General features: G+C 62.0%; 12 protein-coding genes. 3 read left to right on the forward strand and 9 right to left on the reverse strand.

Annotated elements, in window-relative coordinates; translation table 11 throughout:
• Nucleotides 1–20: 20 nt before the first annotated feature.
• The 3 genes from purU to AQS8620_RS05050 are packed head-to-tail and all read right to left on the reverse strand — an operon-like array spanning nucleotide 21 to nucleotide 2,002.
• The gene (gene purU / locus AQS8620_RS05040; RefSeq protein ID WP_085835760.1) at nucleotides 21–917 is read right to left on the reverse strand and encodes a formyltetrahydrofolate deformylase; all 897 of its coding nucleotides are present in this window, start codon (nucleotides 915–917) and stop codon (nucleotides 21–23) included.
• Nucleotides 918–956: 39 nt separating this feature from the next.
• A complete protein-coding gene (locus tag AQS8620_RS05045; RefSeq protein ID WP_085835761.1) occupies nucleotides 957–1,679 on the reverse strand; it encodes an FG-GAP repeat domain-containing protein in 723 nt (240 codons plus the stop codon).
• Nucleotides 1,679–2,002 carry a 2Fe-2S iron-sulfur cluster-binding protein gene (locus tag AQS8620_RS05050; protein ID WP_085835762.1) on the reverse strand — a complete coding sequence of 108 codons (324 nt, stop codon included), beginning with the start codon at nucleotides 2,000–2,002 and terminating at the stop codon, nucleotides 1,679–1,681. Before AQS8620_RS05050 ends, AQS8620_RS05045 begins: the two co-directional genes overlap by 1 nt.
• A gap of 168 nt (nucleotides 2,003–2,170) precedes the next feature.
• On the opposite strand from AQS8620_RS05050, the gene AQS8620_RS05055 reads away from it, so the two are divergent.
• Nucleotides 2,171–2,704 carry a peptidoglycan-binding domain-containing protein gene (locus tag AQS8620_RS05055; RefSeq protein ID WP_143267423.1) on the forward strand — a complete coding sequence of 178 codons (534 nt, stop codon included), beginning with the start codon at nucleotides 2,171–2,173 and terminating at the stop codon, nucleotides 2,702–2,704.
• A 134-nt stretch (nucleotides 2,705–2,838) separates the two neighbouring features.
• On the opposite strand, the gene AQS8620_RS05060 is transcribed toward AQS8620_RS05055, so the two are convergent.
• From AQS8620_RS05060 to rpiA, 5 genes are all read right to left on the reverse strand, one after another.
• Entirely contained in the window at nucleotides 2,839–4,281 is a 1,443-nt protein-coding gene (locus AQS8620_RS05060) for a Do family serine endopeptidase (protein ID WP_143267436.1), read from the reverse strand.
• Between the two features lie 409 nt (nucleotides 4,282–4,690).
• Nucleotides 4,691–5,671: a protease modulator HflC gene (gene hflC / locus AQS8620_RS05065; RefSeq protein WP_085835764.1), complete on the reverse strand. Its 981-nt coding sequence runs from the start codon at nucleotides 5,669–5,671 to the stop codon at nucleotides 4,691–4,693.
• Nucleotides 5,671–6,825: an FtsH protease activity modulator HflK gene (gene hflK, locus AQS8620_RS05070; protein ID WP_085835765.1), complete on the reverse strand. Its 1,155-nt coding sequence runs from the start codon at nucleotides 6,823–6,825 to the stop codon at nucleotides 5,671–5,673. The genes hflC and hflK overlap by 1 nt, the downstream gene beginning before the upstream one ends.
• Nucleotides 6,826–6,992: 167 nt before the next feature.
• Nucleotides 6,993–8,354 carry a glutathione-disulfide reductase gene (gor, locus tag AQS8620_RS05075; RefSeq protein ID WP_085835766.1) on the reverse strand — a complete coding sequence of 454 codons (1,362 nt, stop codon included), beginning with the start codon at nucleotides 8,352–8,354 and terminating at the stop codon, nucleotides 6,993–6,995.
• Between the two features lie 153 nt (nucleotides 8,355–8,507).
• Entirely contained in the window at nucleotides 8,508–9,284 is a 777-nt protein-coding gene (gene rpiA, locus AQS8620_RS05080; RefSeq protein WP_085835767.1) for a ribose-5-phosphate isomerase RpiA, read from the reverse strand.
• 205 nt (nucleotides 9,285–9,489) lie between these two features.
• Between rpiA and AQS8620_RS05085 the strand changes: the two genes are divergently transcribed.
• Nucleotides 9,490–10,005 carry a YbaN family protein gene (locus tag AQS8620_RS05085; RefSeq protein WP_085835768.1) on the forward strand — a complete coding sequence of 172 codons (516 nt, stop codon included), beginning with the start codon at nucleotides 9,490–9,492 and terminating at the stop codon, nucleotides 10,003–10,005.
• A 72-nt stretch (nucleotides 10,006–10,077) separates the two neighbouring features.
• Here the strand turns inward: AQS8620_RS05085 and AQS8620_RS05090 are convergent, their stop codons facing one another.
• Nucleotides 10,078–10,749 carry a thiamine diphosphokinase gene (locus AQS8620_RS05090; protein ID WP_085835769.1) on the reverse strand — a complete coding sequence of 224 codons (672 nt, stop codon included), beginning with the start codon at nucleotides 10,747–10,749 and terminating at the stop codon, nucleotides 10,078–10,080.
• Between the two features lie 141 nt (nucleotides 10,750–10,890).
• Between AQS8620_RS05090 and AQS8620_RS05095 the strand changes: the two genes are divergently transcribed.
• A complete protein-coding gene (locus tag AQS8620_RS05095; RefSeq protein WP_143267424.1) occupies nucleotides 10,891–13,350 on the forward strand; it encodes a hypothetical protein in 2,460 nt (819 codons plus the stop codon).
• Nucleotides 13,351–13,414: the final 64 nt, after the last annotated feature.

Genomic DNA, 13,414 nt, shown 5'->3' on the forward strand with positions numbered 1-13,414 from the left:
GCCCCTTGGTTTGGCCCCTCTCAGCCCATACGCTCGGAGGCATAGCTTCCGGGGCTTGCCGGGAAGACCACTGTTTTATTACCGTTGATAAAAACGCGGTGGTGGATATGAGCGTGAATCGCGCGCGACAACACGGCCGCTTCAACGTCGCGCCCCAACGATACGTAATCTTCGGGGCTTTGGGCGTGGGTGATGCGCACCGTATCCTGTTCGATGATCGGCCCCTCGTCCAAGTCGGCCGTTACATAATGCGCCGTGGCACCGATCAGTTTCACCCCCCGCTCGAAAGCTTGTTTATAGGGATTCGCCCCCTTGAAGGACGGCAGGAAAGAATGGTGGATGTTGATGATCCGCCCCGACATGTTCTGACACATCTCATCGGATAGGATTTGCATATAGCGGGCCAGCACGATCAACTCGGCGCCTGTCTCGCGCACGACATCCATGATTTGTGCTTCGGCCTGCGGCTTGTTCTGCTTGGTCACCTTGATGCAGTGGAAGGGGATGTCGTGGTTCACAACGGTTTTCTGGTAGTCCATATGGTTGGACACCACCGCTACGATGTCGATGGGCAACGCGCCGATTCGCCAACGGTAAAGCAGGTCATTCAGGCAGTGACCGAAGCGCGAAACCATGAGCACGACTTTCATCTTATGCGCTTGATCGTGGATCGCCCAAGCCATGTCGAACGCGTGCCCCACGGGTGCGAACCCGTCATGCAGGACCTGAGCATCCGCGCCGGTTTCGGGAATAAAGGTTACCCGCATGAAAAACATCCCCGTTGCCGGATCGTCGTATTGTGCGGAGTCGGTGATGTTGCAGCCCAGCTCGGCAAGTTTGCCGGAAATCGCGGCGACGATGCCGCGTTTCGAGGCGCAGGTCACGGTCAGCACATGGCCGTTGGGAAGGGTGGTCATGGGGCGTTTCTCCGGTCCGCTCGTCAATATTTCGTAGGCTTAATCGCAGCTTTGCAGTTGGGCAAGGCTCTGTGCGCCCGCATATTCGCCTGCGTCTTGCGCCGTGTAGGCGCTGCCATCCCACGCGACGGTGATGCGGCGCGCCCAGGTGTCATCGGCAAGCACCACAGCGGGCATCGCGCCCTCGCAGGCCCGCAAGCCCCCCTCGATCAGTGCGGATTTCAGGTGGTGGTTGGTTAGCCCCGCAATCTCGGCTTCGGCTGTCAGGCGCCACAGCTCGCCAGTGCGCGAGACTTCGGCGATGCGCAGGGTTTTGGCCAGATGCGGGCGGTCGACATAGGCAATTTCCATGCGCCCGTCCCCGTCCAGATCGGCAATGGCCGCGATGGCAAACCAGCGATAGCCCTGCCCTGCGGCGCTTGAGGCCAGAACCGGCGCGGGGGCACCATCCACCTCGGCAAAGATTTGAATGCGAGCGCCCTGCGCGGCGGTCGACACCACGCTGACCGCCTCAAGCCGCCCGTCCCCGTCCAGATCCACCAGACGGGGCGCGGTGTCTTCGAACACCGCCGTTGCGTAGCGGATGAAATGGGTGCGCCCGTCGATACTCAGGGACAGGGCGGCGTATTCGCCGCCCTTGAGCGCGCCGTGGCCGTAGGCGGTCGTTGGTTCGACGTAGCGGGCTGCGGTGATGCCCTCCGCGCAGGCCGGTGCTGCCAGCGCGCAACACGCGGCGACAAGCCCGGCTTGCGCGCGGCGCATCAGATTTGTTTCTCGGGCAGGTTCACGACCAAGCCGTCGATCGCATCGGACACTTTAATCTGGCATGTCAGCCGCGAGCGCACCGCATCGGGCTGATAGGCGAAATCAAGCATATCCTCTTCCATCGGGTCTTTGGCAGGCAGTTTTTCAACCCAATCGGCGGCGACGTAAACGTGACAGGTCGAACAGGCACAAGCGCCCCCGCAATCGGCGTCGATCCCGGGCACACCGTTGTCACGCGCGCCCTCCATCACCGTGCGCCCGTTGGGCACGTCGATGACATGTTCGGTGCCGTTGAATTCGATGTAGGTGATCTTGGCCATGGGGTCCTCGCAAACTGGGGCAAATCGGGTTGTTCCAGATGTAGGCGAACTTCGGTGGAGTTTCCAGCCAAGCCGCACGCGCAGCACGCTTTGCACATCGCAATTTTGTGGGTAACAAGGCAGCATCGGCCCCAGCGCCGGATGTCGCGCAGCAACCATCGGGATTTTATGTTTCACACCCGCGCCCTATTTGCCCCTCTTTTGTCGCTCGGCCTTGCCGGCTGCGCGCCGAGCGGTGGGATCATCGAGCCGGAAGTGACGGTCTACCGTGCATCCGATCTGCGTGGTCAGGTCCCCGCAGATGCCGATCCCGATGCCTGTTTTGGCAAAAATGAAACCCCTGCGGTGATCGAAACGGTCACTGTGCATGTGCTTGACAGCCCCGAGCAGCGCGATGCCAGTGGGGCGCTGACCAGCGGCGCAAGCTATCGCACCGAAACCCGTCAGGAAATCGTGCGCGAACGGACCGTGCAGTGGTTCGAAACCCCCTGCGCCGAGGTGTTTACCCCCGAATTTACCGCAACACTCCAGCGCGCCCTTTCGGTGCGCGGCATCTATGGTGGCCCGATCAGTGGCGAGATGGATGCCTCGACGCGGCGGGCGGTGCGGGTGTTTCAAAAGGGTCAGGGCTTGGACAGCGCGGTACTGTCGCTGGCGGTGGCGCGCAAATTGGGCCTTCTGGCGGTCGAGCGCGACTTGTAAAAGCGCCAAATTTGTAAAAGCGCCGAGCGGACAGCGGAAAAAATGACAAAAAGAAAGGGAGGCAAACTGCCCCCCTTTCCCGAACCCATCCTCTTGGAGAAGGACAGTGCCCCCGAAGGGGGTTGGTGCGCCGATCACTCGGCGATGTTGAGCGCGACAAAGCGCGGGTCGGCGCCGCGCCGCACCAGAAGCAACAGCGTGTTGCGCCCGGCGTCCTTGGCGTCTGCGATACGGGCATCAAGGTCACTGGCCGAGGCGATTTTTTGCTGACCGGCTTCGGTAATCACATCGCCCGCGCGCAGGCCCTTCATATAGGCCTCGGAGTCTTCTTCCACATCGGCAACGACAAGCCCTTCGGCCGAGCCGGGCAAGGACAATTCCGCCCGCAGCTCGTCGGTCATGGGCGACAGCACCATGCCCAGCATGTCAGAGGTCGAGGGTTCCTCGACATTCTGCTGCACAGAGGCAGGCACGGCCTCGCCTTCGGCGTCTTCGCGACGGCCCAGCGTGATCGTGAGGTCCATCTCGGTGCCATTGCGCACGACAACCATCGTCACGGCCTTGCCCACAGCGGTGTTCCCGACCGTGCGCACCAGTTCGCGGGTGTCCGAAACCGGCTTGCCGTCAAAGGCGGTGATCACATCGCCGGCCTCCACGCCCGCATCCTGCGAGGGCCCCGTGGGCACATCGGTGACCAATGCCCCGGAGGCCGAAGCAAGACCCATCGCATCCGCGACATCATCCGTCACGTCCTGAATGCGCACGCCCAGCCAACCGCGGCGGGTTTCGCCGTATTCTTTGAGCTGGTCCACCACGCGGGTCACGACATTGGAGGCCATCGAAAACCCGATACCGATCGAGCCGCCATTGGGCGACAGAATGGCCGTGTTCACGCCGATGACCTGTGCGTCCATGTTGAACAGCGGACCGCCGGAATTACCGCGGTTGATGGCAGCATCGGTCTGGATGAAATCATCGTAGGTCCCTGACAGAGCACGCCCGCGCGCCGACACGATGCCCGAGGACACAGAAAAGCCCTGCCCCAGCGGGTTGCCCATCGCCATGACCCAATCGCCCACGCGGCTGGCATCGGAATCACCGAATTCAACATAGCCAAGCGGTTCGTCGGCCTCGACTTTCAGCAGGGCGATATCGGTTTTGGGATCGGTGCCGATGAGTTTGGCGTCCAGCGTAAAGCCCTCGTAGAACTCGATCTGGATTTCATCCGCACCCTCGATGACGTGGTTGTTGGTCACGATGTAGCCGTCGGGCGAAATCACAAATCCCGAGCCCAGCGCCTGACTGCGATGGGGGCGGGAATCGGGGGTTTGGCCGTTTCGCTCCATGAAGTCCCTGAAGAACTCCTCGAAAGGAGAACCTTCGGGCAGCATCGGTGTCTCGTTGGTCGAGGCGGCGACCGTCGTGGTGGTGGTGATGTTGACCACCGCCGGGCTGACCTTTTGCGCAAGATCGGCAAAGCTCAGCGGCACGCCCACCTGTCCCGGCGTCATGTCTTGCGCCTGCGCGGGCATCGTCTGAACAAAGGCCAGCGACAAGGCCACAAGGCTCGCCATCATGAAACGGCTGGCGGGGTTACGCGGCGCGGCGCGGGTTGCGGCGCGGGTGTCGGGCGTGGCGTGAGGGGCTGCGCTGGAAAGGGGCACAGGACGTGCTTGGGCTCTCAAATCTAAATCCTCCTGACGGGTGATGCGTCGCGCCTGCCGCGCGGCGGATGACATATGGGTAAAGGTAGCCATGCGCAGGCTCAATTCAAAGGCCAGTCGCGCGCGCTCAACTGCATGTGACGTGGCTGTGCGCCCTTGTAACAATTGCGCATAACCAAAGCGTAAACATCTGGCTTTCCTCACAAAATTCACGAACCCCGCCGACATCAGCAGGCCCGCGTTCTGAAAGGACGGTGCACAGAAAAAGGGCCGGTCGTGCGATGGACCGGCCCTTTTTTGAGGAGTTTCGTGATCTGCGCGCTTATTGCAGCGGCACAGCCGAACCGTTCGTGCCCGTCGCAGCGCCCGAGGTGGCGCTTGTCGCAGGGCCGCTTTCGGGGCCGCTTTGGGGGCCGCTTTGGGCGTCCGACAGTCCCTGATCCGATTTCAGGTAATCGAAAAACGCGGAATCAGGCGAGAGAACCATCGTGGTATTTTCGCCTTTCAGCGCCGTGCGATAGGCTTCGAGCGAGCGGTAGAATTCAAAGAAATCCTCATCCGCGCCGTAAGCATCGGCATAAACGCGGTTGCGTTCGGCATCGGCTTCACCGCGCACGATTTCCGATTGGCGGTTCGCGTCGGACTCAAGCTCGACCACGGTCCGGTCGGCCTGCGCCCGCACACGCTGTGCCGCTTCCTCGCCGCGCGCACGCTCATCGGCGGCTTCGCGTTCGCGTTCGGCGCGCATCCGCGCGAATGTGGCGTCCAGGTTCTGATCCGGCAGGTTGGTTTGCTTCAACCGCACGTCGACGATTTCGATCCCCAAGGTTTGCGCCTGACGGTTTGCCGCTTCGGTGATGCGCGACATCAAGGTGGCGCGTTCCGACGACAGAATCGTGTTCGAGGTCACCCCTTCGGAGCCGAGGACGGCACGGATCTGCGGGTTGATAAAGCCCTCAAGGCGGTCCTCGGCGGCGCGAATGCCCCCCGAACCGACGGCCTGACGAAAGCGCACGACATCGGCGATACGGTAGCGCGCGAAAGCATCCACCACGAGGCGGCGGTCATCCGACGGCGTGACCTCGAATTCAGGCGTATCGAGCGACAGAATTCGGTCGTCGTAAAAGACAACCTCTTGGATGAACGGGATTTTGAATGCCAGTCCCGGTTCTTCCTTGACCGATTTGATCTGGCCGAATTGCAGCACCAAAGCCTTTTCGCGCTCATCCACGATGAACAGCGAGGACATGAAAACCACGAGAGCGACGATGACGACGCCGATGAAAATAGGAAGACGTTTCATCAGTTGCTCCCCCCAGAGTTAGACGAGCTGCGCAGCTCGTTGAGCGGCAGATAGGGAACGACGCCGGAACCACCCACGCTGTCGTCGAGGATCATCTTGTCCACGTTGCCGTAGATTTCCTCAATCGTCTCCAGATACAGACGCTTGCGGGTCACTTCGGGCGCGTTCAGATATTCGGCCAGAACGGCGGAAAAGCGCGAGGCCTCACCTTGGGCTTCGTTCACCACACGCGCACGGTAGCCTTCGGATTCCTCCAGAATCTGCGCCGCAGAACCGCGTGCGCCGGCGACAACCGTGTTGGCATAGGCATCGGCCTGACGTTGCAAACGGTCGCGTTCCTGTTCGGCCGCTTGCACATCCCGAAAGGCGTCGATCACCTCATTGGGCGGGTCGGCTTTGTCGAGGTTGACGCGGATCACGTTCATGCCGCTGTCATAGCTGTTGAGCGTGTTCTGGATCAGCGTCATGGCCGTATCGGCAATCAAGCCGCGATCGCGGTTGAGGATCGGGGCCAATTCCGAAGCGGCGATGATTTCGCGCATCGCGGATTCGGACACCGCCTGAATCGTCTGACCGGGATCGGCGAGGTTGAACAGGTACTTGGCGGGATCGTTGATGTTCCAAACAACCTGAAAATCGATGTCGACGATGTTCTCGTCGGTGGTCAGCATCAGGCCGTTGTCATCGGTGCTCGAGGTGCTCATGCCGATATTCTCGGTGCGCTCGCCCGTCACCTGGACCTTCTCGTAGCTCACCAGCGGCCAAGGGGCAAAGTTCAGACCGGGATTGCCGACCTTGTAGAATGCGCCCAGGAAAAGTTCGACCGACTGTTCTTCGGGACGCACGGTGTAAAAGGACGATGCCGCCCAGACACCCGCTGCCACAAGGACACCAAGGCCGACCATGCCACGCGAGACCTTAAAGCCGTCGCCGCCATCACCCGAGCCGTTGGGACGGCCACCTGTGCCACCGCCACGCCCGCCCATCAGAACGCGCAGGTGCTCTTGCCCCTTGCGCACAAGATCGTCGATTTCGGGCATCTGTTGGCCGCCGCGCGGGGGCTGACCGCTCGGGCGCGGCCGGTTCCCCTGTTTGTCGTCCTCGTCACGGCCTGAGCCGCCTCCCCCCCATGGTCCGCCATTGTTGCTGGCCATTCGGTCAGATCCCCTTTTTCACTTCTGTCTATCTGTATCGCCCCAACCTGTTCATTCGGGGGCGGATTTGCAAGGCTGGGCCTGCAAAAGTCATGTGATATTCCCGCGTGGAACGTTGCAAAACCTCTCCACGCGGTTTGCCAAACGACCTGCCCGCCGCCAAAGCCCTAGTCGGTGACGCGCACGGGCGTCTTGAGCAGCACGATTTCTTCGGCCATCGTGGGGTGAACCGCCACGGTTGCATCGAAATCTTCCTTGGTTGCACCCATTTTCACCGCCACACCGGCAAGCTGGATCACTTCGCCCGCGCCCGGTGCGACGATATGGCACCCCAGAACCTTGCGGGTCTCCTTGGACACGATCAGCTTGTACATCACGCGGTGGTTTTTCTCGATAAACGCGTTTTGCATCGGGCGAAAGGCCGCGCAATAGACCTCGATCGGTTCCTGGTCGCGCGCCTGTTCCTCGGTCAGACCCACGCTGCCATATTCGGGTTGGGTGAAAATCGCCGAAGCCACCAGCGCGTGATCGGGCTTCATCGGGTTGCCCTTGAACACCGTCTCGTGGAACGCGACGGCTTCGCGAATGGCCACCGGTGTCAACTGGATGCGGTCGGTCACATCGCCCACCGCATAGATCGAGGGAATGTTGGTTTGCGAATAGTCATCGACGACCACCTCGCCCGAGCGGCCCATTTCGACGCCGACCGCCTCAAGCCCCAAGCCTTGGGTGTGCGGTTTGCGGCCTGTGGCGTAGAGCACCACGTCGAAGTCGCCTTCCGAGCCGTCGGAGGCTTTCACCCAGAGGCCATCGTCGCGCTGTTCGATCCGCTCGACATCGGTCCCGACGCGCAGGTTGACGCCCTGTTCGGAGATCAGTTCGGAAATATGGCCGCGCGCCTCGTCATCAAAGCCGCGCAGGATTTGCGCGCCGCGGTAATATTGCGTGACCTCTGACCCGAGACCTTTGAAAATGCAGGCGAATTCGCAAGCAATATAGCCGCCGCCGACGATCAGGATGCGTTTGGGCAGGGTTTTGAGGTCGAAAACCTCATTCGAGGTGATCGCCAGTTCATGCCCGGGAACCGTGTCCGGCACAAAGGGGGTGCCCCCGACCGCGATCAGAATGTGTTTGGCGGATTTTTCGGTGCCATCGGCCAGCACAACGGTGTGGGCGTCCTTGACGGTCGCGCGCTGGTGCAGGATTTCGACACCCGCGTTTTCGGCGTTGCGGGTGTAGATGCTCTCAAGGCGCGACAGTTCCGCCGACAGTTTGCCTTGGAATTTGGACCAGTCGAAATCGCCCACGGACGCGTCCCAGCCATAGGCTTTCGCCTCGGCAATCGCCTCCGAGTAGCCCGAGGCAAAGACCATCAGCTTTTTGGGCACACAGCCGCGAATGACACAGGTCCCGCCCATGCGAAATTCCTCGGCCATGGCGACCTTATGGCCGTCTGCTGCTGTCAGCCGCGCTGCGCGCACGCCACCCGAACCGCCACCGATCACGAAGAGATCATAGTCGAAATCCATCTGTCTCGCCTTTTTGGAAGAATTCTAAATCGGGGTTAGATGTAGGGGCTTTGAGGACAAAGGAAAACCCTGCGCCGCACAGACACAGGGTTTTCACAGGGTTTTCCAAATCTTTTTGTCGGATATTTGCGCAGCGCGCGCCATGCGCCCCGCCTAGAGGAAAATATTGTCGCTTTCCGCAAGCTCGACATGGCCCTCTTCGACAGCGCCGGTATTGATGTCACGCGCTTCGACACGCCCATCGCCATGGCCGATGATCACAATGTCGCAAATGTCGATGAACAACCCGTTCTCGACCACACCGGGGATCTGGTTGAGCACAAGGCTGAGCTGGCGGGCATTGCCGATGCGCTGCAAATGCAGGTCGATGATGTGGTTGCCCTCGTCGGTGACAAAGGCGCGATCGCCATTCATGCGCAGCGTCGAGGTTTCGCCCAGAACATCCATGGATGACAGCGCTTCCTCGACCAAGGCCTTGCTGGTTTGCCAGCCGAAGGGAATGACCTCGACCGGCAAGGGAAAGGCCCCCAGCGTTTCGACCTGTTTGGAAATATCCGAGATCACCAGCATCTGGTCCGAGGCGGTGGCGACGATCTTTTCTTGCAGCAAAGCGCCGCCGCCGCCCTTGATCAGGTTCAGATCGGGGTCGAATTCATCGGCACCGTCGATGGTCAGGTCCAACCATTTCGCCTCGTCCAGCGACACGACATTCACCCCCACCTGCCGCGCCAGCGCAGCCGTGCGGCTCGATGTCGGGACACCCGTCACCCGCAGGCCTTCGGTGCGGATCCGTTCGCCCAGAAGTTTGACCATCCACGCGGCGGTCGATCCGGTGCCAAGCCCGAGTTTCATCCCGTCCTCAACAAATTCGACGGCCCGTTTGGCCGCGACAAATTTAGCTGTATCAATCGGCGAAAGCGTATCGGACATGTTGGCAGGTCTCCTTGGCGTTTCTTGAAGGTCTTAACAGGAATTAACGGTTGTGTAAGGGGGCTGGTGATCAATTTTACCCGCTATGGGCGACCAAATGAAACCAACCACCACCCAAGGTGTCGAAAACTGTACTGGTAGGTTTGGCGTAGGGCGCTAAATAGGGGAAAGATGTCCTTTCCCCACCCCGCAGGAGCCCCCCGGCATGAGCCACAAGAGCAGGTCCGGCGAATCTCGCCCCCCCGCCGCTGCCCCCGCGTCGACGCGCGGCGAGATCACGGGCAACAGGGCCGCGGGTAACGGGACCACCGGCACGCAGGCCCCAGCCACGCAGGCCCCGCCCATACCAGCCCCCATCGGGCGCACGAAACGGCTGGTCCATCTTGTCATGGGCTGGGTCTGCCTGGGCCTTGGCGTCGCGGGCGCGATCCTGCCCTTGCTGCCCGCCACGGTGTTTTTCATTCTGGCGGCGTGGTTCTTCACCAAAGGCTCACCCCGTCTGCGTGCACGGCTGCTGGCCCATCCCCGCATCGGCCCCGCAATCGCCAATTGGGAAGCGAGCGGTGCCATCGCGCGCCCTGCAAAACGTCTGGCAATCGGCATGATGGCCGTGACCTTGGCCATCTCGGCCTTTTTGGGCGTGCCGCTCTGGGTGCTGGGCGTGCAAGCCGCCTGTATGATTGCCGCTGGGACCTATATTTTGACGCGCCCAGATATTTGACCCGCCCAGATACCGCCCAGATACCGGCCGCGAGTATTGGCCGCGAGTATTGGCCGCGATGAACGGCCTGCCCTAGGCGGGGGCCGTGCGTAACACCGCGATCACCTGCGCAAGCTGGTCGCGCGGCAGGATGATCAACATGCCGTCGCGCTCAAAGCTGAGGGTGACGCGCGCCTCTGTGGCCTCGTTGGAGGTGCCGCAACGCCCCATCGGCGCCATTTCGATACCGTCGATCGGCCAGCGCAACCCGCGCGATGTGCCACAGACCGGCTGCATCGCAAACAGCGACACCCGCGTCCCCTGCCCCACCTCCAGGCTGATGTGGCGCGGCGCATGAAAGCAGATGTCCTCGCCCCCCACCACGATACAGCGCCCCGCCGGCTGGCGCACCAGCACGTTATACACCGCGAGTTCGTGATCAATCCGCGCGCCGGTAAAGCCCGCCGCCAGTACCAGAGGGCTGTGGATATGGCGCAGGCATTTGGCAAAATCGGTGCTGTCTTGCTCCAAAACAGGGTAAAGACGCTCGGGCGCAATCAAGGCACGGGTGTTATCGCTGATCGAGTCGAAGTCCCCGATGACCAGATCGGGCATATGCCCCAGTTCCAACGCACGATTGGCCCCGCCATCGGCTGCCACAAGATGCGGCGCATGGGATAAACACATTGAAATCGTTTGACTATCTGACTCCCCGCCCCCCAAAAGCGTCACGAAACCCGCAGGCTGGTAGCTAAAATCTTGCATCGGGAAACGGCCTCTTAAGCTTTGTCTGCCACATTTCGGACAGGAAATGATCACGACCTTTTCCCGCTTCTGTTCCTATTTGCGAACCAATTCATGGTAAATATGACTGCAATCGGATCGAGGAGAAAGTGAGTAACGGCTATGGTTAGCGACAACAAGATCCTAACAGTTTCGTACGGGACGTTCTCCTGTACGCTAGAAGGCTTTGACGACCCCTTCTCCACCATGCGCTCGATTGCGGAGTATTTCCGCGATCTTGCAGCGGACGACCGCTATTTTGGCGCGGAGCCGCCGACACCGGATGCCGATATGTTGCACCGGATCGCAGAAAAGGAAATCCAGCGCCGCGTTGAAGCGCGCGTCGAGGAAAACGGCGTGGTTCTGCGCCAAAGTGCGGACGCCCCTGCGACGGGCCCTGCGCCCTATGCAACGACCGCCTATCCTGCGACCTCGGCGCTGTCGATCACCTCGGCGGCCATGCATACGGCCAAATCCGCCCCCCCAACGCAAGCCGCCCCAACGCAAGCCGCTCCAAAGCAAGCGGCCCAGCCCCGCCAATCCCCGCTGAACGCGCCCTTGACCCCTGATTCTGCACCGGTTGCGCAAGAGACGCCTCAGGATCGGAGTGCGCCCGCCCAGGAGGATGCGGTGGACCGTCTGGCACGCCAGGCCGAAGAGGAGGCCGATCATCAGGCCCAGATGCGCGCCAAGCGGCGGGCCAAACGTCTGGCACAGGCCGAAGCAGAACAAGACGCGCAGGAACATGCACAAAAGCAGGCCAAAGCGATGGCCGAAGAGGCCATGCGCAAAGCACGCGATGAGGCCGCGGCCAAAGCACGCGCCAAAGCCCCCGCTGCACCGGCGGCCCCGAGCGCCGCGGCGCCCTCTGCCTCGATTGCCGAAAAACTTTCGCGCATCCGGGCCGTGGTGTCGGGCGAAGACTATACCGAAGACCAACATGCCGAAGACGACAAGCTGGCCGATATCGCCCCCGCAACAGCGACCGCGCAGGGGCACAACACTCTCGACGCCGCCGACACAGCGGATGAGACGGTTGAAGACCTCGACATCAACGCGGTGATGAAGGCCGCGCGTCTGGTCGATCCCGCGCCCCAGACCCCGCAAGCGGACGATGCGTCTGAGGATCTGGCACAGGCAGACCCTGCCGAGGGGATCGACACGAGCGGTGATGACGCCACAGAGGCCGATGCGGACAGCGACACGGCCCTCGACGCCGTAACATCCGCGATGAGCGCGGCGCCAAGCGCACAGGACGCGCCCGCGACCGTCGAGAAAGCGACAGACGAGAACGAAACCACCGATGACCCGACCGAGGACACAACCGAGGAGGACGCGGACACCGCCCTCTCCGCGCAGCCCGAACCTGTCGAGCCGACACGCCGCGCCCGCGCCCGTGTGATCAAAATGCGCCGTGCGGATGTCGATACCCCGCGCGTCTCTGACGATGATGCGGCCGCGCAGATCAACGCGGTTGCCGCCCTTGCGCAGGCCTCCGATGAATCGGGCGCGCCAGAAACAGCCGCGTCAGCGGATGGGGCAAAGGATGAATCGCTGGCGGCGCGCCTGAGTGAAGAACTCGGGGCCTCCTCGCTCGACGATGACGCCGAAGCGGACCTGTTGCGCGAACTTGCAGCGGTGGCCACGGATGAGGAGCCTGTTGCACAAAAGGGCAGGACCCAAACGGCAAAAGACCTCGATGCAGAGGATCTGGCCGCAGAAGATCTGGATGAGGCCGATGAGCAAACCAGCAGCGCAGCGCTGCAAGCGGCCATTGCCCAAGCCACGGGCACGGCGACTGAAGCGCCCGCGCCGGACGCCGACGGATCGCGTGCCAAGGCCGAGACTGCCAAGGCAGAGAACGAAGGTCGCGCGGTGCTCGAACAGGTCACGCGCGGCGACGAGACGGTGGACCGGCTGCTGCAAACCACCGACCGCGAACTGGACCTTGAGGATGGCAAACGTCGCCGCAACGCGATCCAGCACCTCAAGGCGGCCGTGGCCGCAACCCGCGCGAAACAAGAGGATGGCGAGAAGGAAACCAATCCCGACGAGGCCGAAGTCTACCGCGAGGATCTCGCGCGTGTCGTGCGCCCTGCGCGTCCCGCCGCGCGGCGCACCGAACGCCCGCAAGGCATGCCCGAGCGCCGTCTCGCGCCGCTGATGCTGGTGTCCGAACAGCGCATCGACACGACCGAAACCAAAGCCCCCCAAGCGCCCGTGCGTCCGCGTCGGGTGGGCACGCAGGCCCCGCAGCCCGTCGAGGCACAGGACACAGGTGACAATATCTTCACCGAAACCACGTCCTTTGCCGATTACGCCGATGACCTCGGGGCCAGCTCGCTGACGGATATGCTTGAGGCCGCTGTGGCCTATTCCGCGCTTGTCGAGGGCCGCCCGCATGTGTCGCGCCCGCAGGTGCTCAAACAGGTCAGCGAAGTGATCGACGGCGGGTTCACACGTGAGGAAGGTCTCAAAAGTTTTGGCACTTTGTTGCGCCAGAACCGCATTCAAAAACAAGCGCCCGGTCAGTTCATTCTGGCCCATGGCTCGCGCTTTGGATCGGAGCTTGCGGGCGAGTGATCGCCCCCGAGCCTTGCAATATCAGGCAACTGGGCGTCCCCTTGGGGGCGCCCTTTTTTATCGC

This window comes from Aquimixticola soesokkakensis (assembly GCF_900172375.1).
Classification (GTDB): domain Bacteria; phylum Pseudomonadota; class Alphaproteobacteria; order Rhodobacterales; family Rhodobacteraceae; genus Aquimixticola; species Aquimixticola soesokkakensis.

Excerpts from the sequence above, each read along its gene's own strand:
- purU (WP_085835760.1), bottom strand. The coding sequence starts at position 917 with ATGACCACCCTTCCCAACGGCCATGTGCTGACCGTGACCTGCGCCTCG.
- AQS8620_RS05045 (WP_085835761.1), bottom strand. The coding sequence starts at position 1,679 with ATGCGCCGCGCGCAAGCCGGGCTTGTCGCCGCGTGTTGCGCGCTGGCA.
- AQS8620_RS05050 (WP_085835762.1), bottom strand. The coding sequence starts at position 2,002 with ATGGCCAAGATCACCTACATCGAATTCAACGGCACCGAACATGTCATC.
- AQS8620_RS05055 (WP_143267423.1), top strand. The coding sequence starts at position 2,171 with ATGTTTCACACCCGCGCCCTATTTGCCCCTCTTTTGTCGCTCGGCCTT.
- AQS8620_RS05060 (WP_143267436.1), bottom strand. The coding sequence starts at position 4,281 with ATGATGGCGAGCCTTGTGGCCTTGTCGCTGGCCTTTGTTCAGACGATG.
- hflC (WP_085835764.1), bottom strand. The coding sequence starts at position 5,671 with ATGAAACGTCTTCCTATTTTCATCGGCGTCGTCATCGTCGCTCTCGTG.
- hflK (WP_085835765.1), bottom strand. The coding sequence starts at position 6,825 with ATGGCCAGCAACAATGGCGGACCATGGGGGGGAGGCGGCTCAGGCCGT.
- gor (WP_085835766.1), bottom strand. The coding sequence starts at position 8,354 with ATGGATTTCGACTATGATCTCTTCGTGATCGGTGGCGGTTCGGGTGGC.
- rpiA (WP_085835767.1), bottom strand. The coding sequence starts at position 9,284 with ATGTCCGATACGCTTTCGCCGATTGATACAGCTAAATTTGTCGCGGCC.
- AQS8620_RS05085 (WP_085835768.1), top strand. The coding sequence starts at position 9,490 with ATGAGCCACAAGAGCAGGTCCGGCGAATCTCGCCCCCCCGCCGCTGCC.
- AQS8620_RS05090 (WP_085835769.1), bottom strand. The coding sequence starts at position 10,749 with ATGCAAGATTTTAGCTACCAGCCTGCGGGTTTCGTGACGCTTTTGGGG.
- AQS8620_RS05095 (WP_143267424.1), top strand. The coding sequence starts at position 10,891 with ATGGTTAGCGACAACAAGATCCTAACAGTTTCGTACGGGACGTTCTCC.